Genomic DNA, 25,288 nt, shown 5'->3' with positions numbered 1-25,288 from the left:
GTCGCATGACATCACCGATCCCCGGACGCCTCGTCGACATCGACCTCGATATCCCCGCGCGCTCGTCGCTTCCCCTGATCTTCGACGAGCTGGACTACCAGCTGGCATGCCAGACCTACCTCTGGGCTCTGCCCCTGGTCTCGTATGCGCAGTGGAAGACGCAGCATTACGACGTCTTCGGCGCGACGAGCAGCGATCTCGTGCGCTACCTGAGCTACCGCGACCGTCTCGGGCTGATCACCGCCAACGCGACGACCCCCTATATCCTCAACTTCTTCGACCTCACAGAGACGGGGCCCCTCGTCATCGAACTTCCCGCCGGCCCGACGGCCGGGGGCGTCTCCGATTTCTGGCAGCGCGAGGTCGGAGCGATGGGCGAGATGGGCCCGGACCGGGGCGAGGGCGGGAAGTACGTCATCCTCGCACCCGCTGTCGCCGAGCCGGACGACCTCGATGCGGGATACCGCGTCCTCCACTCCTCCGGCGTGAACATCATGTTCGGGTTCCGCACCCTCGATCCCGATCCGGCGCGAGCCGATGCACTCGTGAACGCGGTGCGCATCTATCCGTACGCCGACCGTGCGAACCCCGCGCCGACGCGGATCGTATCCCCCGACGGCCGCGCATGGACCGGCGACCAGCCCCGCGGCCTCGAGTACTGGAAGCGCCTCCACGCGATCTACCAGAGCGAGGTCGTCGACGAACGGGACCGTTTCTACCTCGCCATGCTCAAGCAGTTGGGAATCGAGAAGGGAAAGCCGTTCGCGCCCGACGAACGGCTCACGCGCATCCTCGAGCAAGGCGCGGCGGCCGGGGAGCTCATGGCTCAGGCGAACACCTTCGCGAAGCGCTTCGACGAGGTCAGGTACTGGCCGGACCGGGCGTGGGAACTGGCCATCGTGCTCGACAACCCCGCGCAGCGCGGCGACGGATACGACGAGCTGTTCGAGCGGGCGTCCTGGTTCTACGAGGCCGTGTCCTTCTCTCAGGCGATGAAGAGCACCACGCCGGGGGTCGGTCAGGCGTACCTCGGTTCCTATGTCGACGGCGCGGGCGAGTGGCTCGATGGAGGCCGCGACTACACCTTGCATGTCCCCGCGGATGTTCCTGCCAAGCTCTTCTGGTCGGCCACCGTGTACGACGTCACGACGCGCTGTCTGATCGACAATCCTCAGCAGCGTGGTGACCGTGGTTCCCGGGACACCGACCTCACGCTCAACGACGACGGGTCGGTCGACCTGTACTTCGGTCCGGAGGAGCCCGCGGAGGGACCGACGAACTGGGTGCAGACCATTCCCGGGCGGCATTGGTTCTCGTACTTCCGCTTCTACGGCCCCACCGAGCCGTACTTCGACCGGAGCTGGAAGCTCGGCGACATCACACCCCGCTGACACGGGACGAGCAGCCGCCCGCGCCGGCTGCACCGCCGAGTCTCACCCGAGAGGGGTGACCGGCGGTCTCTCCACGCTTTCGTGGGATGCCAGCATGGAGCCGTCGAACCGCCGATCGATCGAGACGTGAGGATCCGAGATGACCGAGAACGCCGCCCTGCCGTCGTGGCGCGACACCCGCACACGGCGCGAGATAGAGGAGTTCGTCGCCTCCGTCACCGACGGCCCGGGGGCGGTGCCGGTCGAGGAACGGGTCGCCGTATTCGACAACGACGGCACCCTGTGGTCCGAGAAGCCGATGATCACGCAACTGCACTACGTGGTGGAACAGTGGCGCGCCGCCGCGGAGCGCGATCCCGCGCTGGCCGAGAAGCAGCCGTACCTGGCTGCGGTGAGCGGCGACTTCGGTTGGCTGGGCACGGCGATCGACAAGCACTACGGCGGAGACGACTCCGACCTGAAGGTCATCATCCAGGCGCTCGTCGGACTCACCGATGGGATGAGCGTCGAGGACTACGCCCGCTCGGTCGCCGAGTTCTACGAGGTCGCGCAGCATCCGACACTGAAGCGCCCCTACGCCGAGACCGTCTATCAGCCGATGGTCGAACTGCTCCGCTACCTCGAGCTGCACGGCTTCACGTGCTACATCGTGTCGGGGGGTGAGCGAGACTTCATGCGCCCGATGACCCAGGCGAACTACGGCATCCCGCCGGAACACGTCGTCGGGTCGGCGTTCGGCCTCGCCTGGGACGACACGGACGCGACCGTTCGTTACTCGCCGTCCCTGGCCTTCTTCGACGACGGCCCGGAGAAACCCATCCGGATCTGGACCCGTATCGGTCGGCGGCCCCTGTTCGTCGGCGGCAACTCCAACGGCGACGCCGCGATGATGGACTTCGCGCGCCGCGGACCGCGGCCCGGATTCGCGCTCCTGGTCCACCACGACGACCCGGAACGCGGCGACACGCCCTACGACGCCGGTGCCGAGAAGGTGCTCGCAGACGCTGTGGACAAGGGCTACACCGTGGTCAGCGTGAAGGACGACTGGGAGACCGTGTTCCCCTCGTCGACGAGCGACCCGCAGGCATCCTGAGCCTCTGCGGGCCGAACGCTCGGTGGGGTTGTTCAGGGGGTCGTCGAGACGGTGGCTTCCGGTGCGGCCGCTTCCTCGTCGGCGTCCTCTTCCCCGAGAACGTCCGTCGCGGTGGAGGGACGACGCACGAGCTCGACCAGGATGAGGAAGACCACGAGACCGACCGATACTCCGACCACCGAACCGAACGAGACCGGTCTCGTCATGATCAGGATGAGCAGCGCGAGGGCCATGCCGGCGATGACGATCGGCCCGTGAAATCGGTCTATCGCAAGGCCGAAGCGTCCCGTGGACACGCCTCGCCGTTCCCAGGTGTTCCGTACCGCAGCGAACCCGCTCGCCGACGCGCCCCGAAGCGCGACGGCACTGCGGCTCGACCCGGCGATCCAGGCCCACACGGCTACCAGGACGCCGACCAAGGCCAGCGCAGCGATCGTCGAACTGAGCAAGGACGTCACCTGATCGAAGAGGGACTCGGCCGCGGCAGCCGTCATGATCGACGGACTGACCGCACCGATGAAGAACACTCGGCCGATCCCCATCCCCGCGGACAGGAGCAGGAATGCCACGGCGAGCGCCGCGCTGGTCCAGAACAACGCGCGCGGGCGGTTCCGGGCGATCAGGATCCCCCCTACCACCAGGCCGAGCACGACCCACGGCAGCCAGAAGCCCGCGGCGACCGCGATCTGGTAGACCGTCCGCACCAGCACCAGAGCATCGGCCTGCGCGATGGGGATCGAGCGATCGATCTGCGGGATCAGGTCCGCGAATCCGACGCCGCGTTCCGTCAGCACCGCCTTGACGCGCTCGACCACGAGACCGAGATCGATCGACAGCACGCCGTCGTCTGCGAGCTGAAGCGCGGTGTCCGGACTGTTCTGCATGATCGCCACAGCACGCTCATGGCTGAAACGCAGCGACTGCGCCCAGATATCGGCGAACTGGTCGGAGGCGACCACGTCATGGATCACGTTGTCGACGAGGGAGGTGAGCCCGCTGGCCGCCGGCGCCTCCAGGAGGCTGAGGGCGGAGGACGCGCGAGGGGGAAGATCCAGCTCCCGCAAGCCGTCGAAGACCTCGCCCACGACCGCGTCGAGGTCGACCTGCTCATGGATGGCGGCACTGACCTGGTCGGCGACGAAATCCTGAACGTCGGGATCCTCGGCCAGAGGCGCGAACGTCGCCACGAACCTGTCGGCATCGACGAGCTGGAGGCGCGCCCACGTGCCCATCGCCGCGATCGGTGCCATCAACACGGCGACGGCGAGCACGATCCCCGCGACGATGCTTCTCGCCACCGGGCGTCGGCGCTGCTTCTCCGCCGGCGTTTTCTTGAGCGCCTCGTTCTCCTGCTCGAGCAGAAGAACGCGGGCGCGCAGATCCTCCAGTTCGCTCATGCGGCGTCCTCCTCCGTATCGCCCCTTCGTGCGCCGGGTCCGGCGCACGCCCCGATCGTCAGCTCAGCAGCTTCTGCTTCGCCGCGACGAACTCCTCCGGCGAGAGGACACCCGAGTCCTTGAGCGCCGCCAACTGCTGCAGCTTCGCGACCATGTCGTCGGGCGCCGCTGCCGCCGGGGGTGCCACTGCTGCAGGTGCAGCGGCGTACTGTGCGGCGGCGTTCTGCGCAGCCGCATCGATCTGCGCCTGCTGCTGGGCGGCCTCGTACTGCTGCTGCTCGTACTGTCCCTGGGCCCGCTGCTGCTGGTTCCGAGACATGGCACCGCCCACAGCCGACGCCGTTCCTGCCACGACGGCTGTCCTGGCTGCCAGCCCGATCAGTCCGGGGCGGCCGAATCTTCTCATTGGCATGTCTTAACCTTCCTGATCGAGGATGTCCATCATGGCGTTCACGACCGGAGCGGGGACGCGCTCGCTCCGGAGCACCTGCCCGCCTGCGGCCGCGAGGCTCTGCGCCAGAGCGCGGGCGAACGTGAGTTCCAGGACGACGACGGCGGCGGACTGCCCCGGATCGAGGGCTGCAGCGAGCGCCTCCACGTCTTCCTCACCGGCGAGGCCTGCGGCGATCGGCTGGAAGTCGTCCAGCCCGAGATCGCCGTCATCGTCGTCGAGCTCGACGATCTCGACCTCACCGCTCGCCGACTTCGACAACACGACGAAGTCGAGCAACCGGACGACGCCGCTGTCGATGAGGTCGGCCAGTGCTCGGAACGTCGCCGGGTCGGGACGCTCTCCCTCGAACCCGACGAGGTAGAACTCAGCGGGGCCGAATCGGAAGTCATTCATGGATTGTCCTTTCTCACGGTGACGAACCGGACCGTGCGCTCATGCTCGCATCGCTGTCGAGGCGGAGGTCCGCATTCTCACCCCAACCGGGTGAGCGCTCAGCCGTCCGGCGGCTCGGTCTGACTGTTCTGGCGCGGGATCCACACCTTGCGGACGATGATCAGGATCGACGCGGTCAGCGGGATCGCCACGAGCGCGCCGAGCAGTCCGAGGAGGGTGGCGCCGATCATCGCGCCGATGATCACGAGCACCCCGGGCACCTCGGCCGCCTTGCCCATGACACGTGGGGTGACGACGTACGCCTCCACCTGGATGTAGACGAGGTACGCGATCGCGAAGATCAGCGCGGCCAGCGGGCTGACGAACAGCGTCGCGACGCTGCCGATGACCAGGAAGACCAGAGACCCGATCATCGGGACCAGCGTGACGAAGAACGCGACGATCGCCATCACCGCGGGGATGGACGAGCCGACCGCGAACTGGATCACGAGCACGACGAGCGCGTTGATCACCGAGAGCGTCACGCCGCCGGCGACCACTCCCCCGACCGACTGCGTGATCTCCTCCAGCACGTCGGCGAATCGAGCCCGCCGGTACAGCGGGACCAGGGAGACGACCGCGCCCTTGATGCTCTGCAACGAGGACACGAAGTACAGCGTGAGGACGACCACCATGATGAAGCTCGACACCGCTCCGATCACGCCGAAACCCGCTTTCAGCACCCCTCCGGAGATCGCGAGGAAGGAGGACAGCGTGGTGAGCGAGTGGATGCCCTCGGCGACGACGGCCGAGAGGTCGACACCGAGGTTCGCCTCCAGTGCCAGGTACCACTCGCTCTGCTGCATCGCCGCGATGGTTTCGGGTGCCGCCTCGATCGCGGCGGAGACCTGTCGGATCGTCATCGGAACGAGGACGAGGAGGATCACGGCGACGACGGCCAGGAACACGGCGGCGACCACCGCGACACCGGCCGCACGGCTCATCCTCCGGCGTTCGAGAGCGCGCACGGCCGGATCGAGTCCGAGCGCGAGGAACATCCCCAAGAAGATCGAGATGAGAACGGTGGAGATGCCGGCGATCGTCGCTGCCAGGGCGATCGCGAGCAGGACCCCCACGGCGACGGTGAACCCCGACAGCAACGGCTTCGCCGGAAGCATGAGCTGGAGGCGGGACAGGGGTCGACCGCTCTCCCGCTCCGTCTGCGTCACCGGCTTCGTCTCGTCCACACGGTGCACGTTACGCGCGAGGTTCCGACGGAGCCCCCACCGCCTCACCCGTTCCTGGTGACCGTGCGAGGGTCGCCCACTAGGGGTGAGCGAGCTCCCCGCCCTCCCCGTCGCGCTGTCACTATCGCGGTACGCAGTAACTCAACGAAAGGGGTCCGAAGTGTCGATTTGGACAAGCTTCTGGGACATCATCTGGTGGTTCTTCTGGGTCTTCGTGTTCATCTCCTACCTGATGGTGCTCTTCAACATCGTGGCGGACCTGTTCCGGGACCACGCCCTGAACGGCTGGTGGAAGGCCGTCTGGATCATCTTCCTCATCTTCGTCCCCTTCCTGACCGCCCTCGTCTACCTGATCGCGCGCGGCAGGGGCATGGGCGAACGCAGCGCTTCGGCGTACAAGGAGCAGCAGCAGGCCGCCGACTCCTACATCCGCAGCGTCGCCGGTTCCAGTCCCAGCGATGAGATCGACAAAGCGTCGAAGCTCCTCGCCGCCGGCACCATCACCCCCGACGAGTTCGCTGCCATCAAGGCACGCGCGCTGAGCTGAGATCGTGCCTGAGGCGGTCGGTGTGACCCTGGAGGCGCTCGGCGACGTCGAGTTCGTCGTCGTGCGCCTCGAGGACGGCCGCCTCAGCCCGAACATCCTGGAGGCTCTGCTTCGACAGGTGGAGAGCGGAGCCATCCGCCTTCTGGACTTCCTCATCCTCCATCGACTGCATGGAGACGATTGGCGGCTGATCGAGATCGACACCGACGAGTTCGCGCTCGCCGGACTCGGACTCGACACCCCCGGCCTGATCGGCGACGACGATGCGCGGCACTTCGCCTCGCGCCTTCCCGTCGGCACCGTCGCGGCGCTGATGCTCATCGAGCCGACGTGGAGCGAGCGCTTCTCCCGCGACGTCGATCGACGAGGGGACAGCATCCTGGCGATGCAACCGATTCCGGCCGCGATCGCGAACACGATTCTCGCCACGGCCCTGCAGCACCACTGAGCGTCCCGCGTCGCCGGGTGCGTGGGGCTCAGACCGTGGTGCGCACGGCCTCACGCCGCGAGGACACCCCGAGCTTGCGATAGATCGCCCTCTGGTGCGTCTTGACCGTGTTGATCGACACCGCCAGCTCTCGAGCGATCTCGTGCAGCGTCCGCGCGGTCTGCAGCTGTTGGAAGACATCCCGCTCCCGCTCCGAGAGCGTCTCCACCAGCGAACCGGCGGCATCGTTCGCGAGGCAGCGTCCGATGAAATCCTCGAACTGCGTGCCGAAGTGGACGTGTTCGCCCAGCAGCTTGCGCACCGCCGTCTCGCGAGGCCCGAAGGGAAGCCGGATGTTCTCGCCGGAAGCGACGGCGACCGCCGCCTCGCACAGATCATGCGCCTCGTCGTGATGACCACCCTGCCGGCGCAGCACCGCAGCCGTGATCAATGTCGCCGACTTCACGTAGGAGATCTCGCTGAACTGACGGAGCGAGCGCAGCATCTCCAGCGCCGCGGAGTATTCACCGGCCCGACGCAGGACCCCCGCGAGCGCGACGTTGACGACGGGGAGATCCGGGCACTGGATGTATTTCCTGGCGATCCGCATCGCCCGATCCTGACGCCCGACCGTCTCCTCGAGCAGAGCGACCGACGACTCCCGGAATGCCGGCCAGGAGATGCCGTGGATCACCTCGAGGGGAATGTCCTGGATGCCGATCGCCGCGCGACGGCACGCAGCGACGTCGCCCGTCTCCGCCGCCGCGTAGGCGGTCATCATGCGCGCGACGCTCGTGAAGGATCGGTCTGAGCCCCCGTTGGCGATCACCGTGCCGAACGCCCGGATCGCCTCGGCGAACTCGCCCGACCAGTACGCGACATAGCCCGAGGCCGTCGCTGCGCTCCCTCCGGCGTACGTGCTCCAGGGAAGGGTGGCGTCCTCGACGTCGTACGCGGCGGCGAGGGACACCCGTGCGTCGGTGAGACGACCGGCCCACGTCTGACCGAAGGCGAGATGCCCGAGCGAACGCTTCGCCAGTTCGCGGTCCCCGGAGGTCTGCGCCTCCCTGGCGGCGACCGAGAAGTACTCCAACGGAATCATCGGGCTGCCGCGATGACGAATCTCGGTCCAGCCGAGGAGATAGTTGAGCGCCGCGCGATCCCCGAGTTCGGTCGAATCCCCCTCGAGGAGCATCCGGCGCACTCTGGCGCTGGCCTCGGCGACCTCGGTGCGTTCATCCGCGATGAACAGCCGGGCGATGAGCAGGACCGGGGGTTCCGCTCCCTCGCACGTCCGGGCCACCGTCGCCTCGGCGCGGCGGAACAGCTCGCGCGCCACACGATGGTCGCCCAACACGTCACTCGCGCAGGCGCGGACGAGGAGGACCTGCGCGTCGTCGGGGGTTCGATGCAGCATCTCCATCGCCGTGCGCTCGACCTCGGCGGCACCCGTCCCCACGACGAGACCGAGCCAATGGCGCAGCAGCGTGTCTCTCGCGGTCACGGATTCCCCGGCACGGAGCGAATGCGCGATCGACGCGATGGGATCAGTCGCCTCGAGCGCGCTCGCCGCACGGCGATGGCAGGCGGCGGCGCGTACGGCATCGAGCCGCACGATCTCCGCGCACTGTCGTGCGAATGAGGCGTGCCAGCGGTACACGACCCCGTGCGAACCGTCGAACCGGTCGAGGAAGAGACCGAGCCGCACGCACGTCTCGAGGAGCTCGGCCGCGTCGGGACGCTCCGTGACCGCAGCGGCCAGCTCCGGGGTGAGCTCGCCGCAGACACTCGCGTCGAGCACGAAGTCGGCCACGTCCGGGGGCAATGCGCCGAGCACATGTTCGCGGACGTAGGCGCCGAGAAAGCCCGAAGCGCTCTGCGCCACGGAGTCCGGTCGAGCCCCACCGATCATCATCAGGCGGACCGCTATGGGCCAGCCCCTGGTCTCCTCGAAGATCGTGTCGGCGGCGAGACCGTTCGCCGCCGACGCCTGCAGACGCTCCACCTCCGGCGCCGTGAAGCTGAGGATCTCCACGCCCACGAAGGCGTCCGGATGCGTGATCCGATGCCGGGAGAGCGTGACCTCGAGCAGTGTCGTGCCGACGAGGACGATCCGCAGGTTGTCCGGAGCCTGCTCCGCAAGCATGCCGAGGAGACCCCGACGCCAGTCCTCCCCCGCGCGCTGCGCGTCGTCGATGATCAGGTGCACGCGGTCATCGACGCCCTCGAAGGCGCTGCAGATCTCCTGGTAGGCGGGGCTCGGGTCGTCCAGGTCCCGAGACAGGGCCAGCGACCGCCCGGCTCTCTCGGCCCCGACCAGGAGGGCGTGCACGACTCCCTGCGTCAGCCGCGACGGATCGCAGTCGAACGAGCTGAGGCCCAACCAGGCGACCTGCTCGAGCCCGGAAGCCCAGTCAGCGACGGCAGTGGTCTTGCCGAATCCGCTGGGGGCACTGACCACGACCAGCGAGTCCACCGCCGCTGCCGCCTCGAGCGCGGCGCTCACGCGTTCGCGACGGATGGCGCCTGGTTGCGGTGCCGGCGGCCGGAAGCGCACCGTCGGTCCCGGCGTGGTCGAGCGTACGGGGGGCGACATGGCACCAAGGTACTGGCGTATCGGTTAGCCCTTCAAGGTGACTTTCGTCGAGTGTCGCCGTCCGAAGTCTCTCGCTCCGCGTCGCGCTTGAGCGCATCGGCCGTACGGATGAAGAGGATGATCCAGCTGAAGACGACCGTCCCCGCCACCAGCTCGACCGCGGTGAGCGTGTAGTAGCCCACGGCGAAGAACACCGAGAGCAGCAGGATCAGCAGGATGAACACGTAGCCCAGGAGCACGAACGTGCGGGAGACACCGGGGATCCATCGCCGGATGGCGACCACGAGCACGGCGTACGCGACGACCATGCCCGAGGCCACGCCCGTGTGCAGCGCGAAGTGCTGATCGACGGGGAACACGCCGACGAGGCCGAGGAAGATTCCCACGATGACGAGGCACGTCCGCACGGCGACCACTCCGCGTGGGTGCGTGGTCGGGATGCCCCTCGTGGCGTAGCGGGCCAGCGTCGTCACGAGGATGCCGGCGACGATCAACGTCAGATTGAAGGCGCGCGCCGAAAGATCGTCGGTCATGCCGAGGGCACTCAGATTCTCCTTCCACCACTGCGGATCGCTCGCGGTGAGCATGCTCGCGAGGATTCCGAGCACGAGGAACACGGCGAGCACCGTCGCCAACAGCTGCAGATCGAGGTGGGTCGCGGAGTAGTAGGTCACGTACGCGGTGAGCGCCGCGGCGGCTCCGGCCAGCGTCAGCACGGGTATCGGATACACCACGGCTCCCAGGAGCCCCTGCTCCATGATCGTCGCCGCGAGCGTCCATCCGAGCAGCGAGATCATGGCGTGGGCGAACGCGAAAGCCGCGATGTCGATGATGTCAAGCACGCCGAGCCGCTTCTCCCGCGCGGGATCGGCGGCGATGATCCGCCCCAGCACGAAGACGACGATCGCCGTGACCGCCGACATCAGTGCGACGAACTGGCCGAGCGAGTCGGGGCCGGCGATGGCGGCTGCGCGCAGACCGAAGACAGGGAGGGCGACGAGTGCCGCGAGGACGAAGGCGAAGATCGAGATCTGGAGCCCGATGGCCTCCCGCGCACGCTCTCTCGTCGCTCCGCGCGAGCGTGCGGCCGTCAGCAGATCCGGCGTCGGCGGAGTCGTGGACATGGGCCCAGTGTCCTGGTGGTCACACGCCGCCGCACCGCCGGGCTCACCCGCGCGGGGTGACCGCGGCGCACGCGCTGCGACCGGGTCGGCGCATCCTTGTCGCATGAGGCGGACGACCCGGACGAGCCCGAAGGAGCCGCGATCGTGACCTGGGAGGACCTGTTCCCCGACGGCCTCTCGGCCCTGCAGATCGGGCTGGCGGTGCTGTCGGTGCTCGTCGGGTGGCTGCTGTCGCGGTTCGCGCGCAAAGGCGTTCTGAAGCTCACGACCCGGACACCCGGCATCTCGGACTCCGTGGCGCAGCTCGCCGCGCGATTCACCCAGTACGCACTGCTCCTGGTCGGCATCGGGGTCGGCCTGGCCTTCCTCGGCGCGAACGTGCAGCCGCTGCTGGCGATGACGGCCATCGCGGTCGTCGTCCTGATCCTGGTGCTGCGAGGTGTCGCGGACAACTTCGCGGCGGGCGTCCTGATCCAGTCCCGCCAGTCGGTGAAGTTCGGCGAGGAGATCGCGATCGACGGCCCGGACGGGGAGATCCGCGGCAAGGTGCAGGAGCTCAACGGACGCGCGGTGATCCTCACCACGGTGGACGGGCGCACGGTGCACGTGCCCAATGCCGCGCTGCTCACCGGCGTGCTCGTGAACAACTCCCGACACGGGGCGCGTCGAAGCGCGCTGGACGTCAGGATCGCGCGGTCCGACGACCTCGACCTGGACGAGGTGATCGGGATCATCACCGACGCGGCGGCCACCGTCGACGGTGTGCACACACGCGAGCGCCCGGGGGTGCGCATCAGCTCAGTCTCCCCGACCCGATGGATGCTGGAACTCCAGGTCTGGCATCACCCCCTGCACGGCGCCGCCGTCGTCTCCGACACCGTGCGCGCAGTCGCCGAGGCGCTGGAAGCGGCTGGCCTGCGCAGCGTGGTGACACCGGAGCAGGGCACGCCGCCCCTCGTCCCTCCCGAGCCGTACTGAGCGCCGGGTTCCGTCCGCGGTGCCATCCGCGAGGCGAGCGCGATCACCCGCGAGCGACGGCTACGCTGGCCGCGTGACCACCTCATCACCGCCCGGGGGCTCCGGCGATCGGATGCTCTCCCCCAGTCTTCGAGTGCTCCTGGTACTCGCAGCGAGCGTGGTCACGCTGGCGGGCGTGTACTTCGTGCGCGACATCTTCGGACCGCTGGCTCTCGCGATCGTGATCGTGATCATCTGCGAACCCCTCCGTCGCCCGCTCGACCGCCGCGGATGGCCACGGTGGGCGAGCACGACCGCCGTCATCGTCGTCGCCTACCTGATCCTCCTGGCGATGGGCGCCCTGCTCTGGCTCGCCGGTACGCAGTTCGCACGGCTGGTCGGCGATCTCGTCTCGGAGGGAGGCCTGGCGAACACCGCCGACGAGTTCATCGCCTGGCTGCAGGCCCTGGGCCTGGACGAGCAGGCCTCGGATGCGGCAGCCTCCGTGCTGGATCCCACCACTCTGCTGGGCCTCGTGCGCAGCATCGGCGGCACCGTGCTCAGCGTCGCGACCGCGCTGTTCTTCGTCTGCGCCTACATCATCTTCATGGCGGCCGACGCGGCTCGATACCAGCAGGCGCCCGCACTCTTCGGCGCTTCGAAGGGTGCGGTGATCGCGCGCATCACCCACCTCAGCTCCGGAATCCGTCGCTACTACATCGTCAACGCCACCTTCGGGGCCATCGTCGCGATCATCGATGGCCTGGCCCTGTGGTGGATGGGTGTTCCCGCACCCGTCGTCTGGGCGATCCTCGCGTTCGTGACGAACTTCATCCCGAACATCGGATTCGTCCTCGGACTCGTCCCCCCGGCGATCCTCGCGTACGCGGTCGGCGGCTGGCCGCTCCTCCTCGGTGTGGTCGTCGTGTACTGCGTCGTGAACGTGGTGCTCCAGGTTCTCGTGCAACCGAAGTTCGTCAGCGACGCGGTCGACCTCAGTCTCACGCTCAGCTTCTTCTCGGTGATCTTCTGGACGTTCATCATCGGGCCCCTCGGCGCGATCCTCTCGATCCCGCTCACCCTGCTGGCACGCGCACTGGTGCTCGAAGGCGATCCGGGGACCACCTGGGTGCGCTGGCTGTCCGGGGATCGCACGGCCGTGCCCGCGGTTTCCGAGCCGGAGCCGGCGCCCCAGCCCCGAGGCCGTCTGCGGCGACGGATTCGACGCAGCGTCTGACCTCCCGCGCCCCGATCCACTCCGGCGGAGTATCACCCGGGGGAGGTTAGGCCCTGGTGGCCGCCGTCTTCCCGGACTGGGATGGTGGACGCGAACGCGCCCGACCGGGTGCGACGGAGGGAGGCGACGTGCAACGACCACTCGCGGGGCTCACCGGGCGGAACTTCGTGACCGAGCTGACCGCGGGTGTGACGCTGCTCGCGATCGCCATCCCTCTGAACATCGGCTACGCGCAGATCGCCGGTCTCCCGCCGACCGCGGGTCTCTACGCCCTCGTGGTGCCGACGATCGTGTATGCCCTGGTCGTCTCCTCACGCCAGCTCGTCGCGTCTCCGGATGCCGCGGCCGCCGCGCTCGTCGCCTCGTCGATCGGTGGTCTGGCAGCCGCGGGCAGCGCCGACTACGCCACCCTGGCGCTCGCGCAGGCGATCATCTGCGGGGTGATGTTCGTGCTTCTGGCCGTGTTCAAGCTCGGCTTCCTGGCGAACTTCCTGTCGAAGCCGATCCTCGTCGGCTTCGTGGGCGGCCTCGCGCTCGACATCATGGTGAGCCAGGTGGCGAAGATGCTGGGCGTCAAGATCGACTCCGGGAAGGAGTTCACCGGCAAGATCGCCGATCTCGTGGGAGGCTTCACGACCCTCAACGGCTGGGCCGTCCTGATCTCCGTCTGCTCGGTGGCCGTCCTGCTGCTGGGGCGCCGCTTCCTGCGCGTGGTCCCGTGGGCGCTGATCGTGCTGGTCGTGACCACGCTCGTGGTCGTCCTGACCGGCCTCGATCAGCGAGGGGTGGATGTGCTCGGTGAAGTGCCCGCAGGGCCGCCGGTGCTGACCTGGCCCATGATCGACTGGTCGCTGTGGCTCGCGCTGGTGCCCTCCGCGATCGCGCTCACGCTGGTGACGACGGCGGAGGGTCTGCTCGTCTCCCGCTCCTATTCCGAGAAACACGGCTATCCGTTCCGCGCGAACCGTGACTTGTTCGCGTTCGGCATCTCCAACATCGCCGCGGGGGCGCAGGGCAGCTTCGCGGTGGGCTCCTCGACCTCCCGCACCGCGGCGATGGATCAGGCCGGATCCCGCACACAGTTCCCCGCTCTGATCCTCGCGGCGGGAACCCTGCTGCTCCTCCTGTTCGGCACGGCACTGTTGGCCGACATCCCCTCCCCCGCGATCGGCGCGATCGTGGGCGTGGCCATCATCCCGCTTCTCGGCGTGCGCGACTTCATCGATCTGTGGCGCAAGGATCGGTTCGAGTTCCTCATCGGGGCGACCTGCTTCCTCACCACGCTCTTCGTCGGTTCGATCGCGGGCATCCTGGTCGCCTTCGTGCTCGCGCTCATCAACCTCGCCAAGCGCGCCTCGCATCCGGCGATCGATGTCCTGGAATCCAGCGGCGACCCCGGCGAGTCCCTGCTCGAAGACGCCCCCGCGGGGAACGTCACCGCCCCGGGAGTGATCGTGATCCGTCTCGCGGCCCCCCTGTTCTTCGCGAACGGCGCCGTCTTCTCCACCGCGGTGAAGGAGGCGATCCGCTCGGCCGGAACGGACTCGGTCCACCACCTCGTCGTCGACATGGAGGCCGTGACCGATGTGGACGTCACCGGAGCGGAGTCCTTCACCGCGCTCAAGGAATGGCTCGCGTCGCAATCCATCTCGCTCGCGTACAGCCGAGTCCGCCCCAAGACGCTGCACCGTCTCACCAGCCTCGGGTTGCTCGACACGGAAGAGGTCTTCTCGACCAACCGCGCCGCGATCAGCCGACTTGCCCCGTCGTCGGCGGAGCCCACGTCCTCAAGGAAAGCAGGTCACTGATGGGCACGGTCATAGGAGAGATCCTCCCGCTCGCCCTCGGCGTGGCGATCAGCCCGATCCCGATCATCGCGGCGATCCTCATGCTGCTCTCGCCGAAGGCGCGCGTCACGAGTGTGGGCTTCCTGCTCGGGTGGGTGATCGGCATCGTCGTGGCGGTGACGGTCTTCACGCTGCTGTTCTCCATCCTCCCGGAGGAGGACCCGGACGCTTCCCGCCCGATCCGCGGCGTCGTGCAGCTCCTCCTCGGGGTGCTCCTCTTCGTGCTCGCCTTCGGACAGTGGCGCAAACGTCCGAAAGCGGGTGAAGAGGCGGCCTTGCCGAAATGGATGAAGGCGATCGACACGGTCACCTTCCCGGTCGCCTTCGGGCTCGGCTTCCTGCTTTCTGCGGTCAATCCGAAGAATCTCATCATGGCGGCCGGTTCCGGCACCGACATCGGCGCTGCGGCTCTTCCCGTCGGCTCGACCGTCCTCGTGGTGACCGTCTACACGCTCATCGCGGCCTCGACGGTGCTCGTCCCGGTGATCGGCTACCTCATCGCGGCAGACCGGCTTCGAGCGCCTCTGAACGCCCTGCGCGGCTGGCTCGCCACCGAGAACGCGGTCATCATGGCGGTGCTCCTCCTGGTGATCGGGATGTCGATGGTCGGAAAGGGCATCGGCAGTTTCTGACCGATGTCCCGCACCAGGCGACCGTGAGACCGATGGTCAGCGTGGTTCGTCGGGTTCGGCAGGAGGCACGGCGTCGAGCGCGGCATCCGTGTGCGTCGCGGCGATCGACGCGATCCCGTCTCGTACGGAGACATGCACCCGCCCAGCGGCGGAGAGCCGCAGGAACCAGGGGGTGTGCTCCGCGACCGCCGTCGCCGGTTCCGGAAGCGCAGCCAGGTGCAGGGAGACACCGCGCTGCGCCAACTCGCGATCAAGGTCTTCGAGGGCGTCGAGCACCGTGATCGTCATGACTTCCTGCTGTCGCAGCCCGAGCACGAGCGCGCGGATGGGCTCGCTCTCTCGATCGACGAGCTCGAGCACGCGGCGCTCGTTGACCAGCGCGTTGGCGGTGTAGAGCCCCCGTTCGAGGTCGACGCCGAGCACCCCGTCGTTCCTGCCCACCACGCGCACCTTCGGCACGTTCAACTCGCGCAGCACAAGGATCAGCGTGACGACGACTCCGACCGCGACGGCCGGGAGGAGCCCTGCCGTGAGCCCGAGGACAGCGACGGACAGGGCGACCCAGAAGTCCACCCGACTGATCCGTGCCCACCGCACCAGCTCGGGGATGTCGATGAGACCTGCGACCGCCACGAAGACCATCGCCGCCAGGGTCGCCTCCGGCAACAGACTCAGCACGGGGCCGAGGAACAACGACACGAGGAGGGCGAGCACGACCGTCACCACCGTCGCCAGCTGCGACGTGGCGCCCGCACTCCGATTGACGGCGCTCTGCGAGAACCCGCCCGCCGCCGGCATGGTGCCGAAGAACGCGCCGACCGTGTTCGCCGCCCCGGTCGCGAGAAGCTCCTGGTCGCTGTCGACCTGACGATCGGTCGCCGCGCGGAGACTCCGAGCCACCGCTGCGGACTCGAGGAAGGCCATGACCGCGATGGCGAGCGCCCCCGGGAGCAACGCGGGGATCCGTGCGAGGTCGGGGATGCCGGGAACGGGGAGCCCGCTCGGGACGGGCGCGATCAGGCGGACGCCGAGCTCATCGATGCCCCCGAGCCCGACGAGGAGGATGCCGCCGACAACGACGACGAGTGTTCCGGGGATCTTCGGGGCGACGAGGTTCAGGACGAGCAGCGCGGCGATCGAGCCGACCGACAGGGCCAGTGTCGGCCAGTTCACGCTGTCGAGAGCGTTCCCGACGGCCGCGAGCGACCGGAAGAAGCCATGTCCGGAGAAGTCCTCGCTCTGGCCCAGCAGCGTGGGCAGTTGCCCGACGGCGACCGTTGCGCCGACGCCGATCTTGAGCCCCAGCACCGTGGCACCGCTGATGTTCTCCACGAGCGACCCGAGTCGACACAACCGAGCGAGGAGAAGGGTCACTCCGACGAGAAGCGTCAGCGTCATGAGAGAACCGATCGCGTCATCGGCGCCGGCGGCCACGCCCGCGGTGACGAGAGTCGTCGCGGTGAGAGTCGCGATCGTCGACGTCGTCGAGACGCTCATCGCCCGGCTGCCGCCGAGGAACGCATAGACGAGCATCGGCAGGATGCACGTGTACAGACCCACTTGGACGGGGAGATCGGCGATCGTCGCGTAGGCCATCGCCTGCGGGATCACGACAGCCCCCGCCGACAGTCCAGCGATGACGTCGCGCGCGATCCAGCGGTGCCGGTAGCCGTCGAGCGTGCTGAAGAACCACGACGGTCTTCTCACTGCGCTCACCTGCTTCCGGCGGTCCGATGGCCCGAGCGTACTGCGACCGACCGTGGTCGACGCGAGGATCCTCACCCGCCGCGGGTGGGGTGACGCACGGCTCACGAGGCGGCCTGAGAGATTAAGTTGTGCACAACTGACTTGTGTGCAAGCATTACCTTATGGCCATGACCGATGAAATGGTGTGCTTCTCGCTGTACTCCGCTGCCCGCGCCACCACTCAGGCGTATCGGGCACTGCTCGCGCCCTGGGGACTCACCTACCCGCAGTACCTCGTGCTCGCGGCGCTGTGGCTCGACGGCGAGCAGACCATCGGATCGCTCGGCGAGGTGATGCGCCTCGACTCGGGCACGCTCTCGCCACTCGTGCGACGCCTCGAACAGGCCGGTCTCGTGGAGCGATCCCGCAGCCGGACCGATGAGCGTGTCGTGACGGTGCAGCTCACCGCGAGAGGGAACGAGCTTCGTGCGGAGGTGGCGCCCATTCATGCCGCCGTCGCCGAAGCCGCCGGTCTCCGCGACGACGATCACCGCCGCGCGCTCATCACCGAGCTGCGGGACATCACCGACCGACTCCAGCGGGTGACCGCCGGCCTCGCCACGTCCGTCGACACGGACGACCCTCGTTGAATTCACTCACACAGGAACGGAACCCCATGCGCGCACTCATCCACCAGACGTTCGGTGATCCCGAGCAGGTCCTCCGGATCGAAGACCGCCCCCTCCCGGAACCGGGCGCGGGCCAGGTCCGCCTCCGGACGGTGCTCTCCCCCATCCACAACCACGATCTGTGGACGGTCCGCGGCACCTACGGCTTCACGCCCGAGCTCCCCGCGGCGTCCGGCACCGAGGCGCTCGGCGTCGTCGACGCGATCGGGGACGGCGTCGACAACCTCGTCATCGGTCAGCGGGTCGCCACCGGCGGCACATTCGGCGCCTGGTCGGAGTACTTCCTCGCGAACGCGGCCGGCCTGATCGCGGTTCCCGATTCGCTCTCGGACGAGAGCGCCGCGCAGCTCGTCTCGATGCCGTTCAGCACGATCGCCCTGCTGCGGTTCCTCGACGTGGAGCCGGGCCAGTGGATCGTGCAGAACGCGGCGAACGGCGCCGTCGGTCGAATGCTCGCGCAGCTCGGAGCCGCACGAGGCGTCCGCGTCCTCGGCCTCGTCCGCCGTGGGGCAGGAGTCGAGGAGCTGCGGGCGCAGGGCATCGACGATGTGGTCGCCACCGATCAGGATGACTGGCGCGCGCAGGTCGCGCACATCACCGGTGGAGCACCCATCGTCGCCGGCGTGGACTCGGTCGGCGGTTCCTCCGCGGGAGACGTCCTCTCGCTTCTCGCCGAGGGAGGCACTCTCGTCGCCTTCGGGGCGATGAACTCTCCGACCATGGAGATCGCTTCCTCCGACGTGATCTTCAAGCAGGCGACGGTGAAGGGCTTCTGGGGCAGCAAGGTGATCCCGCAGCTCGACCCGAGCGTGCGCGGCGAGCTGTTCGGTGAGCTGATCCAGCGGGTCGGCGACGGCAGCCTGACGCTTCCCGTGGCGGGAACCTTCGACGCGGGAGACATCCGCGCGGCGGTGCAGGCGAGCAACACCCCGGGGCGCGTCGGCAAGGTGCTGTTGCGCTTCTGATCCCGCGATCCGAGGGCGGGGTCGGCGATGTCGGTTCCCCGAGGCAGAGTGTGGCCATGGAGATCACCCTCATGCAGCCCGAAGGGCTCGTCGCCAGCCCCGCCTTCAGTCACGTCGCCGTCGTGCCGCCAGGTGCGACCATGATCTACGTCGGTGGCCAGAACGGTGTGGATACGACCGGCGCGGTCGTATCCACGGATGCCGCGGAGCAGTCTCTCCGCGCCGTCGAGAACGCCCGCATCGCCCTCGAGTCGGCGGGCGCCGGACTCGCCGACGTCATCAGCTGGACCGTGCTGATCCGTCAGGATGCGGATCTCCGCGCGGCCTACGGCGCCGTCGCGTCGAGGCTCGCCAGAGACGGCGCCCCGCCCCTGGTCACCGCGGCCCTCGTCGCGGGCCTCGGTGTCCCCGGGGCTCTCATCGAGGTGAGCGCGGTCGCCGCAGTCATCCGCGACTGACCCGGAGATCCTCGATCGGAGCCGCCGTACCCGGAGGAGGAGTCAGATCCTCCCCCGGACCGGCGTGCGCCCGGTGTCGTCCGCGGCATCGGGCATCGTCATCTCCGCGCGCACACCGAGAAGACGGACCTCGCGCTCGACGTCGAGGGTCGCCGCCAGCGCGAGAGCCGCCGCCACGAACTCATCACGGTCCTCGGTCGCACCCGGCAGCTTCCGACCGAGCGTCTTCGTCTCGAAGGGCGCGTAACGAACCTTCAGATGCACACGCACGACCGGCCTGCCCTCGGCGGTGCAGTCATCGAAAGCCTGGACGGCGAGCTCGCGAACGGCCCGCTCGATCTGGTCCGGTGTCGTGAGGTTCTGCTGGTAGGTCGTCTCCCGGCTGTGGCTGCGAGCGACCCACGGCGTGTCATCGACGACGGCAGGCCCCTGACCGGATCCGAGTCCGTGATACCAGACCCCCATCCGCGGGCCGAACTCCTCGACGAGAATCGCCTCCTCGGCGTCCGCGAGTTCCCGGACGGTCGAGATGCCATGTGCAGCCAGACGCTTCTGCACCTTCGAGCCGACGCCCCAGAGATCACGTGTCGATCTGTCGCCCATGACGTCGAACCAGTTCGCTTCGGTGAGCCGGAAGACCCCTCGGGGTTTGCCGAACTCCGTCGCGATCTTGGCGCGCACCTTGTTGTCGCCGATGCCGACCGAGCAGTGCAGCTCCGTCGCCTCACGCACGGCCTCCTGTGCAGCCCGCGCCACGCTCTCGGGGTCGTCCGTGTTCACACCGAGGAAGCACTCGTCCCATCCGACGACCTCCACCACGACCTCCGGCAGCGCACGAAGCGCAGCCATCACGTCCGCGGAGGCGATCTCGTACGCCTGGTGATCGACCGGGAGGAACACGGCGTCCTCTGGGGCCTTGCGTGCCGCGATCTTCAGCGGCATCCCCGAGCCGATGCCGAAGGCGCGTGCTTCGTACGACGCGGTCGACACGACGGCTCGCTCGGTGGGATCCCCCCGTCCGCCCACGATCACCGGGCGTCCGGCGAGCTCGGGCCGCCGCAGCACCTCGACCGCGGCGATGAACTGATCCATGTCCACGTGCAGCACCCAGTCGGCCATGACACGAGTGTGCCGGGTGAGAGAGCGTCTGTCACCCCGTTCCCCGGGCGACCCCGGGCGCGCGCGTCAGGAGATCGAGACGCCGATCGCAGTCACGATCACGGCGAGCAGAGGTAGCGCCCCCTGCATCGTCGCGGCGCGAGCCTTCGTGCGGTCCGCGAGCACCAGGACGAGTGCGGCGGCGAGCATCATGGCCGTGCCCGCGAACACCAGGGTCAGACCGACCGTCTCGGCTCCCACGATCACGAGACCGATGCCGAGCAACGTCGTCAGCGCCAGGAAGAGGTTGTAGAACCCCTGGTTGAAGGCGAGCTGCTTCATCGTGACGGCGTCCGCCTCGCTGGCGACGCCGAAGATCTTCCTGGTCTCGGGTTCGGTCCACCTCAGCGACTCGAGCGCGAAGATGAACACATGGAACGCAGCGGCAGCTGCGGCGAGGACGAGACCGACGATGAGCATGGGCTGATTCTCTCGTCCGAGAGCTCACCCGGCAAGCCCGCGAGGTCTCCGCGCGTGCTCAGACCAGGAAGATCGGAAGCAGCCCCGGGTTGTGCGCGTGGACGAGCACCGCGAACACGACGGCGTCGAACAGCAGATGCACGGTGACCACGTACGCGAGCGAATGGGTGCGCAGGAAGATGTATCCCTGCAGGAGCGCGAACGGGATCGTGAGCAGCGGACCCCACTCCCGGTACCCCAGCTCCCACAGGAACGAGACGAACACGACGGCCTGGAGCAGGTTCGCGATCACGTTCGGGAAATGGCGACGGAGCAGGGCGAACACCGTGCAGATGAAGAACAGTTCGTCCCAGATGCCGACGGCACCCACTCCGACGAAGAGCCGCGCGATGAGGTCGGGAGTGTCGACCACGGGCCAGTTCTGGTAGACGCCGCTCGTGATGAAGTAGAAGGGGAGGATCAGCCAGCCGAGGACGAGCACCGCCACCAGCCATCCCCATTGGAGCCTCCCCCAGCGACGATGGGTCCGCCACGGGAAACTGATCGCACGATCGCGGTACACGAAACGCGAGATGACGTAGGGCACGGCCACCGCGCCGCCGAGAGCCAGCGTGAACCGCAGCATCGCGAAGTTGTCCAACTCGGCGGCCAACGGGATGATGCTGACGATCAGCAGACCGACCGCGATCAGGGAGAGATCGCGGACGAGCGACGGGGGGCGTTGCTCTCCCCCGCTGACGATCCGGCTCTCGGACGGCCGACGGCGTTCGATCACCCAGGCGGCACCGAGGCCCAGAGCGAGCAGCGCCCAGCCGAGCCACGGGATCTCCGCCACGAAGAAGGCAGGAGCTGCGGCGCAGACGAGCCCCGCGGGAACGATACCGGGCCACGTCGCCGCCGCGGTCCGCGCCTCGGTCATGGGCGGGTCCGGCGCCGGTAGACGAGATCGCGGATATCGCGCCCTTTGGCGATGCCTTTGCGCTCGAAGGCGGTCATGACGCGACCGTCGAAACGCTCGGCCCACTCGCCGTCGAACGCGCGCTCGAACAGGGGTTCGGCATCGAGCACCTCGCGCATCTGCAGCGCGTAGTCCTCCCAGTCGGTCGCAAGCCGCAGCAGGCCGCCATCACGCAGCGCTCTCGCCGCGGTGTCACCGAAGCCCGGCCGCACGAGCCGACGCTTGGTGTGCCGCTTCTTGTGCCAGGGGTCGGGGAAGAAGATCCACACCTCTCGTGCCGCACCCTCGGGCAGGTACGAGGACAGCACCTCGGGCGCGTTCGCCTCGACGACACGGAGATTGCGCGCGCCCTCACGGTCGGCATCGAGCATGGTCCGGGCGAGCCCCGCGCGGAACACCTCGACGGCGAGGAAGTCATCCTGCGGGCGCGACGACGCCGCTGCGACGATCGCGTGCCCTTGCCCTGAGCCGATCTCGACGTACAGGTCGGAGTCGCGACCGTACTCCGCCGCAGGATCGAGACGCGCCTCCGGGTGCACCGAGGTCCAGGCGACGTCGCGCGGGACGTCGAGCAGGTAGTGCGGGCCGAGCTCGGTGAAGGCGCGCTCCTGCGCCTCCGACATCCGACCGCTGCGGCGTACGAACGACACCGGTTCGTCTCGGAAGGTACGGGGTTCGGGCATGATTCCAGGGTAGTCGCCGTGCCCGGGTCCGCCGGCGCACGCGGACCGCACCTCTGTCACTCTGCGGGGGCGGTGACGAAGTCGATGAGTTCTTCCACACGACCGAGCAGCGCGGGCTCCAGATCCCGATACGTGGTGACCTTGGAGAGGATGTACTGCCACGCGCGTCCGGTGTCGCCCGGCGCCTCGTACGGCCAGCCGAGAGCACGGCAGATCCCCGTCTTCCAATCGGTGCCGCGCGGGATCTCGGGCCACTTCGCGATACCGAGGGCACGCGGTGTCACGCACTGCCAGACATCGATGAAGGGATGCCCGACGATCCGGAGGTGCCGCCCGTGCGGGCCGCGCGCGATCGCCTCGGCGACCCTGGTCTCCTTCGATCCCGGCACGAGGTGGTCGACCAGCACGCCATAGCGTCGCGTCGCCGTCGGCGGCTCGGCGGCGAGCAGATCGTCGAGGAGGTCGATTCCCTGGAGGAACTCGACGGCGACACCCTCGACGCGCAGGTCTGCGCCCCAGACCTTCTCGACCAGTTCGGCGTCATGCTTGCCTTCGACGAGGATGCGACTGGGCAAGGCGACACGCGCCCGCTGATCGGCGACGACGAAGGAGCCGGACGCCGTCCGACGGCGGCCCTGTGCGGGGGCGGACGGGCTGATGAGCCGCACGGGGGCACCGTCGATCAGGAATCCTCCGCCGAGCGGGAAGAGCCTGCGTCGTCCGCGTCGGTCCTCCAATTCGACGTTTCCCGCCTGCACGCGTGTCACGGCGCCGCAGAACCCGTCATCGGCGACCTCGACGACCAGATCGGCCTCCGCCGCGACCTGTGGCACCTGCTTCGCGCCGCGGTCGCGCCAGCCGGTCGCCAGCACATCCGAACCGTACATGTCGTCCATGCCTTCCAGCGTATGTGCCTCCGCTGACGGCGAACGGCGAACCGCTCTCCAGTGCTGTCGCGTGTCGTAGTCAGTGCATAGACTCGACGCATGGGGCTCGGCTGCCGGTCGGAGGGAACACGATGACGAAACGGTGGCTCATGCTGACCGGACTCGTGCTGGCGATCGTCGCAGGGGCACTCGCCCCGTCGGCTGCGTCCGCCACCGATCCGATCACGCTCGACGCCGGGTTCGTCACGGACCGGGCCGGCGTGTTCAGCGCCGACGAAGAGGCGACGGTCGAGGCCAGGCTCCAGGAACTGAGCGAGAACTCGAACGCCGACCTGTTCGTCGTGCTCGTCGACGAGTTCACCAACCCCACAGACGATGCGCAGTGGGCAGACACCGTCGCCGAGGCCAACAACCTCGGCACCGAGCAGTATCTCCTCGCCATCGCCGTCGACGGCCGCAGCCTCTACATCTCCGCGGCAGCCGACGGACCGCTGAGCTTCAGCCAGCTCGACAGCATCGAAGACAAGATGGTCCCGTTCGCCGCCGACGGCGACTGGATGGGTGCGATCACCCTCGCCGCCGATGAGATACAGGGAGACGGAGGTGCCGGAGCGCTCCGCATCGGCGTGATCGTCGCCGCCGTCGTCGTGGTGGCCCTGCTCGTCTGGCTCGTCGTCGCGCTGGTGCGCCGTGCGCGCCGCAAGGCCGAGATCCGCGAACGCGGTGCGATGCCGGAGACTCCCGATCCCGCCGACCCGTTCTCCACGCTCACCGATCAGCAGGTCGAGACGCAGGCCGCGCTCGCCCTCGTTCAGGCCGACGACGCCATCACCTCGAGCAGAGAAGAGCTCAGCTTCGCGATCGCGCAGTTCGGGGAGGGCGCCACGGAGGAGTTCACCCGGGTGGTCGACGCCGCCAAGGCCAAGATCGCCGAGGCATTCGACCTGAAGCAGAAGCTCGGCGACGAGATCGAGGACACGATCCACGATCGCCGCGCCTGGCACATCCGCATCATCCGGATCGCCGAGGAGATCGACGATGTGCTCGATGACAACACCGAAGCGTTCGACGCGCTCCGCAAGCTCGAGCAGAACGCCCCGCAGGAACTCGAGAGGGTCCGCGGCGAACGCGCGGCTCTGACCTCCGCACTCGCTGCCGCCGCACCCGCGCTCGCGGCGCTGGCAGAGACCTACGACGCGGAAGCGCTCCGCACGATCGCCGACAACCCGGCCCAGGCGCACGAGCGCGCCGAGCTGGCGGATCGATCGATCGACGCCGCCGCACAGGCGATCGCGGCGGGCAGATCCGGTGAAGCCGCCTTCGCGATCCGCACGGCCGAGCAATCCGTGGCGCAGGCGGCGCAGCTCACCCAGGCGGTGACGGCTCTCGGATCCGAACTGTCCGCACTCGAGACGAAGTCGCGTGCTCTGGTGGCCGAGCTGCAGGGGGACCTCGTCGCGGCCCGGCAGCTGCCCGACGCGGACGGAGCGATCGCCGCCGCGACCTCGGCGACCGCAGAGCAGTTGCAGCGCGCGCAGGTCGACCTCGCCGGGTCCGCCCGCAACCCGCAGCGAGTGCTGGAGGCGCTCACCGCCGCGAACGCCCAGATCGACGGCGCCATCGCTCACGGGCAGGAGAGCGTCGAACGCGCGCGCCGCGTGCAGCAGATGCTCGAGCAGACCCTCGCACAGGCGACCTCCGAGATCCGCGCGACTCGGGATTTCATCGAGACCCGTCGCGGCACCGTGGGCTCCACCGCCCGCACACGGCTCGCGAACGCGGAGGCGAGTCTGACGCACGCTCTGAGCCTGCGGGCCACCGAGCCGGATGCCGCACTGGCCGAGGCCAATCGTGCCCTCTCCCTCGCCCGGGAGGCGACGGCGGCCGCACAGTCGGATGTCCAGGCATACGCCCCTTCCTCCGACCAGGGCGGCTTCGGTGGCCTCTTCGGAGGCTCCGGATCGGCGGGCGGCGGCTCGGGCATCGGCGGCGACATCCTCGGCGGCATCATCGGCGGCCTGATCGCCGGCGGGGGCGGCGGCGGCAGATCCACGAGCCGCGGC

24 protein-coding genes are annotated in these 25,288 nt (G+C 68.6%); 12 read left to right on the top strand and 12 right to left on the bottom strand.

Annotated features, from left to right (window positions below):
• Positions 1–5: 5 nt before the first annotated feature.
• Entirely contained in the window at positions 6–1,391 is a 1,386-nt protein-coding gene (locus L978_RS03695) for a DUF1254 domain-containing protein (RefSeq protein WP_047520414.1), read from the top strand.
• A 139-nt stretch (positions 1,392–1,530) separates the two neighbouring features.
• Positions 1,531–2,484, top strand: coding sequence for an HAD family hydrolase (locus tag L978_RS03690; RefSeq protein ID WP_047520412.1), 954 nt, complete (start codon positions 1,531–1,533; stop codon positions 2,482–2,484).
• A 32-nt stretch (positions 2,485–2,516) separates the two neighbouring features.
• On the opposite strand, the gene L978_RS03685 is transcribed toward L978_RS03690, so the two are convergent.
• The 4 genes from L978_RS03685 to L978_RS03670 all read right to left on the bottom strand — a co-directional run bounded on the left by L978_RS03685 (position 2,517) and on the right by L978_RS03670 (position 5,954).
• The gene (locus L978_RS03685; protein WP_231554964.1) at positions 2,517–3,881 is read right to left on the bottom strand and encodes a hypothetical protein; all 1,365 of its coding nucleotides are present in this window, start codon (positions 3,879–3,881) and stop codon (positions 2,517–2,519) included.
• Between the two features lie 58 nt (positions 3,882–3,939).
• Entirely contained in the window at positions 3,940–4,293 is a 354-nt protein-coding gene (locus L978_RS03680; protein WP_047520410.1) for an SHOCT domain-containing protein, read from the bottom strand.
• Positions 4,294–4,296: 3 nt separating this feature from the next.
• Complete coding sequence (locus L978_RS03675) at positions 4,297–4,728, bottom strand: DUF6325 family protein (RefSeq protein ID WP_047520408.1); 432 nt, start codon at positions 4,726–4,728, stop codon at positions 4,297–4,299.
• Positions 4,729–4,826: 98 nt separating this feature from the next.
• Positions 4,827–5,954, bottom strand: a complete 1,128-nt coding sequence (locus L978_RS03670) for an AI-2E family transporter (protein ID WP_052193304.1) — start codon at positions 5,952–5,954, stop codon at positions 4,827–4,829.
• A gap of 160 nt (positions 5,955–6,114) precedes the next feature.
• Here L978_RS03670 and L978_RS03665 point away from each other — a divergent pair, with 160 nt between their 5' ends.
• Positions 6,115–6,501, top strand: a complete 387-nt coding sequence (locus L978_RS03665; RefSeq protein ID WP_047520406.1) for an SHOCT domain-containing protein — start codon at positions 6,115–6,117, stop codon at positions 6,499–6,501.
• A gap of 4 nt (positions 6,502–6,505) precedes the next feature.
• Positions 6,506–6,949, top strand: a complete 444-nt coding sequence (locus tag L978_RS03660) for a DUF6325 family protein (protein ID WP_047520405.1) — start codon at positions 6,506–6,508, stop codon at positions 6,947–6,949.
• A 28-nt stretch (positions 6,950–6,977) separates the two neighbouring features.
• Here the strand turns inward: L978_RS03660 and L978_RS03655 are convergent, their stop codons facing one another.
• Together L978_RS03655 and L978_RS03650 are read right to left on the bottom strand one after the other, a co-directional pair.
• Positions 6,978–9,524, bottom strand: coding sequence for a LuxR C-terminal-related transcriptional regulator (locus tag L978_RS03655; protein WP_156118215.1), 2,547 nt, complete (start codon positions 9,522–9,524; stop codon positions 6,978–6,980).
• Positions 9,525–9,556: 32 nt separating this feature from the next.
• On the bottom strand, positions 9,557–10,648 hold the full coding sequence (locus L978_RS03650) for a DUF998 domain-containing protein (RefSeq protein ID WP_052193303.1): 1,092 nt from the start codon (positions 10,646–10,648) through the stop codon (positions 9,557–9,559).
• Positions 10,649–10,792: 144 nt separating this feature from the next.
• Here L978_RS03650 and L978_RS03645 point away from each other — a divergent pair, with 144 nt between their 5' ends.
• From L978_RS03645 to L978_RS03630, 4 genes are all read left to right on the top strand, one after another.
• Complete coding sequence (locus tag L978_RS03645) at positions 10,793–11,626, top strand: mechanosensitive ion channel family protein (RefSeq protein WP_197055612.1); 834 nt, start codon at positions 10,793–10,795, stop codon at positions 11,624–11,626.
• Positions 11,627–11,699: 73 nt separating this feature from the next.
• On the top strand, positions 11,700–12,842 hold the full coding sequence (locus L978_RS03640) for an AI-2E family transporter (RefSeq protein ID WP_231554963.1): 1,143 nt from the start codon (positions 11,700–11,702) through the stop codon (positions 12,840–12,842).
• Between the two features lie 56 nt (positions 12,843–12,898).
• Positions 12,899–14,650 (top strand): SulP family inorganic anion transporter, encoded by a 1,752-nt coding sequence (locus tag L978_RS03635; protein ID WP_231554962.1) that lies wholly within the window; start codon positions 12,899–12,901, stop codon positions 14,648–14,650.
• The gene (locus L978_RS03630; RefSeq protein ID WP_047520399.1) at positions 14,650–15,321 is read left to right on the top strand and encodes a GAP family protein; all 672 of its coding nucleotides are present in this window, start codon (positions 14,650–14,652) and stop codon (positions 15,319–15,321) included. Before L978_RS03635 ends, L978_RS03630 begins: the two co-directional genes overlap by 1 nt.
• 36 nt (positions 15,322–15,357) lie before the next feature.
• Here the strand turns inward: L978_RS03630 and L978_RS03625 are convergent, their stop codons facing one another.
• Complete coding sequence (locus L978_RS03625) at positions 15,358–17,028, bottom strand: SulP family inorganic anion transporter (protein ID WP_231554961.1); 1,671 nt, start codon at positions 17,026–17,028, stop codon at positions 15,358–15,360.
• Positions 17,029–17,195: 167 nt separating this feature from the next.
• Here L978_RS03625 and L978_RS03620 point away from each other — a divergent pair, with 167 nt between their 5' ends.
• From L978_RS03620 to L978_RS03610, 3 genes are read left to right on the top strand one after another with little or no spacing between them, the layout of a single operon-like run.
• Entirely contained in the window at positions 17,196–17,657 is a 462-nt protein-coding gene (locus tag L978_RS03620) for a MarR family winged helix-turn-helix transcriptional regulator (RefSeq protein ID WP_372492641.1), read from the top strand.
• Positions 17,658–17,683: 26 nt separating this feature from the next.
• Positions 17,684–18,661, top strand: coding sequence for a zinc-binding dehydrogenase (locus tag L978_RS03615; protein WP_047520395.1), 978 nt, complete (start codon positions 17,684–17,686; stop codon positions 18,659–18,661).
• Between the two features lie 56 nt (positions 18,662–18,717).
• Positions 18,718–19,119, top strand: a complete 402-nt coding sequence (locus tag L978_RS03610) for a RidA family protein (RefSeq protein ID WP_047520393.1) — start codon at positions 18,718–18,720, stop codon at positions 19,117–19,119.
• Positions 19,120–19,161: 42 nt separating this feature from the next.
• On the opposite strand, the gene L978_RS03605 is transcribed toward L978_RS03610, so the two are convergent.
• From L978_RS03605 to L978_RS03585, 5 genes are all read right to left on the bottom strand, one after another.
• On the bottom strand, positions 19,162–20,238 hold the full coding sequence (locus L978_RS03605; protein ID WP_197055611.1) for a DNA polymerase IV: 1,077 nt from the start codon (positions 20,236–20,238) through the stop codon (positions 19,162–19,164).
• Positions 20,239–20,304: 66 nt separating this feature from the next.
• The gene (locus tag L978_RS03600; protein ID WP_047520392.1) at positions 20,305–20,697 is read right to left on the bottom strand and encodes a DUF1304 domain-containing protein; all 393 of its coding nucleotides are present in this window, start codon (positions 20,695–20,697) and stop codon (positions 20,305–20,307) included.
• Positions 20,698–20,755: 58 nt separating this feature from the next.
• The gene (locus tag L978_RS03595) at positions 20,756–21,616 is read right to left on the bottom strand and encodes a CPBP family intramembrane glutamic endopeptidase (protein WP_047520390.1); all 861 of its coding nucleotides are present in this window, start codon (positions 21,614–21,616) and stop codon (positions 20,756–20,758) included.
• The gene (trmB, locus tag L978_RS03590) at positions 21,613–22,338 is read right to left on the bottom strand and encodes a tRNA (guanosine(46)-N7)-methyltransferase TrmB (protein WP_047520389.1); all 726 of its coding nucleotides are present in this window, start codon (positions 22,336–22,338) and stop codon (positions 21,613–21,615) included. Before trmB ends, L978_RS03595 begins: the two co-directional genes overlap by 4 nt.
• A 56-nt stretch (positions 22,339–22,394) precedes the next feature.
• Positions 22,395–23,234 (bottom strand): DUF3097 domain-containing protein, encoded by an 840-nt coding sequence (locus tag L978_RS03585; protein ID WP_047520387.1) that lies wholly within the window; start codon positions 23,232–23,234, stop codon positions 22,395–22,397.
• A 122-nt stretch (positions 23,235–23,356) separates the two neighbouring features.
• On the opposite strand from L978_RS03585, the gene L978_RS03580 reads away from it, so the two are divergent.
• A partial coding sequence (locus L978_RS03580) for a TPM domain-containing protein (protein WP_047520385.1) occupies positions 23,357–25,288 on the top strand: 1,932 nt, incomplete at its 3' end.

Origin of the sequence: Microbacterium sp. ZOR0019, assembly GCF_000800925.1 — a bacterium.
GTDB classification, from domain to species: domain Bacteria; phylum Actinomycetota; class Actinomycetes; order Actinomycetales; family Microbacteriaceae; genus Microbacterium; species Microbacterium aurugineum.
The sequence above is the reverse complement of the archived record's forward strand: the minus strand, read 5'-3'. Positions and strand labels throughout refer to the sequence as shown.

Excerpts from the sequence above, each read along its gene's own strand:
- L978_RS03595 (WP_047520390.1), bottom strand. The coding sequence starts at position 21,616 with ATGACCGAGGCGCGGACCGCGGCGGCGACGTGGCCCGGTATCGTTCCC.
- L978_RS03680 (WP_047520410.1), bottom strand. The coding sequence starts at position 4,293 with ATGCCAATGAGAAGATTCGGCCGCCCCGGACTGATCGGGCTGGCAGCC.
- L978_RS03675 (WP_047520408.1), bottom strand. The coding sequence starts at position 4,728 with ATGAATGACTTCCGATTCGGCCCCGCTGAGTTCTACCTCGTCGGGTTC.
- L978_RS03685 (WP_231554964.1), bottom strand. The coding sequence starts at position 3,881 with ATGAGCGAACTGGAGGATCTGCGCGCCCGCGTTCTTCTGCTCGAGCAG.
- L978_RS03655 (WP_156118215.1), bottom strand. The coding sequence starts at position 9,524 with ATGTCGCCCCCCGTACGCTCGACCACGCCGGGACCGACGGTGCGCTTC.
- L978_RS03695 (WP_047520414.1), top strand. The coding sequence starts at position 6 with ATGACATCACCGATCCCCGGACGCCTCGTCGACATCGACCTCGATATC.
- L978_RS03690 (WP_047520412.1), top strand. The coding sequence starts at position 1,531 with ATGACCGAGAACGCCGCCCTGCCGTCGTGGCGCGACACCCGCACACGG.
- L978_RS03605 (WP_197055611.1), bottom strand. The coding sequence starts at position 20,238 with ATGGCCGACTGGGTGCTGCACGTGGACATGGATCAGTTCATCGCCGCG.
- L978_RS03620 (WP_372492641.1), top strand. The coding sequence starts at position 17,196 with ATGACCGATGAAATGGTGTGCTTCTCGCTGTACTCCGCTGCCCGCGCC.
- L978_RS03610 (WP_047520393.1), top strand. The coding sequence starts at position 18,718 with ATGGAGATCACCCTCATGCAGCCCGAAGGGCTCGTCGCCAGCCCCGCC.
- trmB (WP_047520389.1), bottom strand. The coding sequence starts at position 22,338 with ATGCCCGAACCCCGTACCTTCCGAGACGAACCGGTGTCGTTCGTACGC.
- L978_RS03600 (WP_047520392.1), bottom strand. The coding sequence starts at position 20,697 with ATGCTCATCGTCGGTCTCGTCCTCGCCGCAGCTGCCGCTGCGTTCCAT.
- L978_RS03615 (WP_047520395.1), top strand. The coding sequence starts at position 17,684 with ATGCGCGCACTCATCCACCAGACGTTCGGTGATCCCGAGCAGGTCCTC.
- L978_RS03630 (WP_047520399.1), top strand. The coding sequence starts at position 14,650 with ATGGGCACGGTCATAGGAGAGATCCTCCCGCTCGCCCTCGGCGTGGCG.
- L978_RS03585 (WP_047520387.1), bottom strand. The coding sequence starts at position 23,234 with ATGGACGACATGTACGGTTCGGATGTGCTGGCGACCGGCTGGCGCGAC.
- L978_RS03650 (WP_052193303.1), bottom strand. The coding sequence starts at position 10,648 with ATGTCCACGACTCCGCCGACGCCGGATCTGCTGACGGCCGCACGCTCG.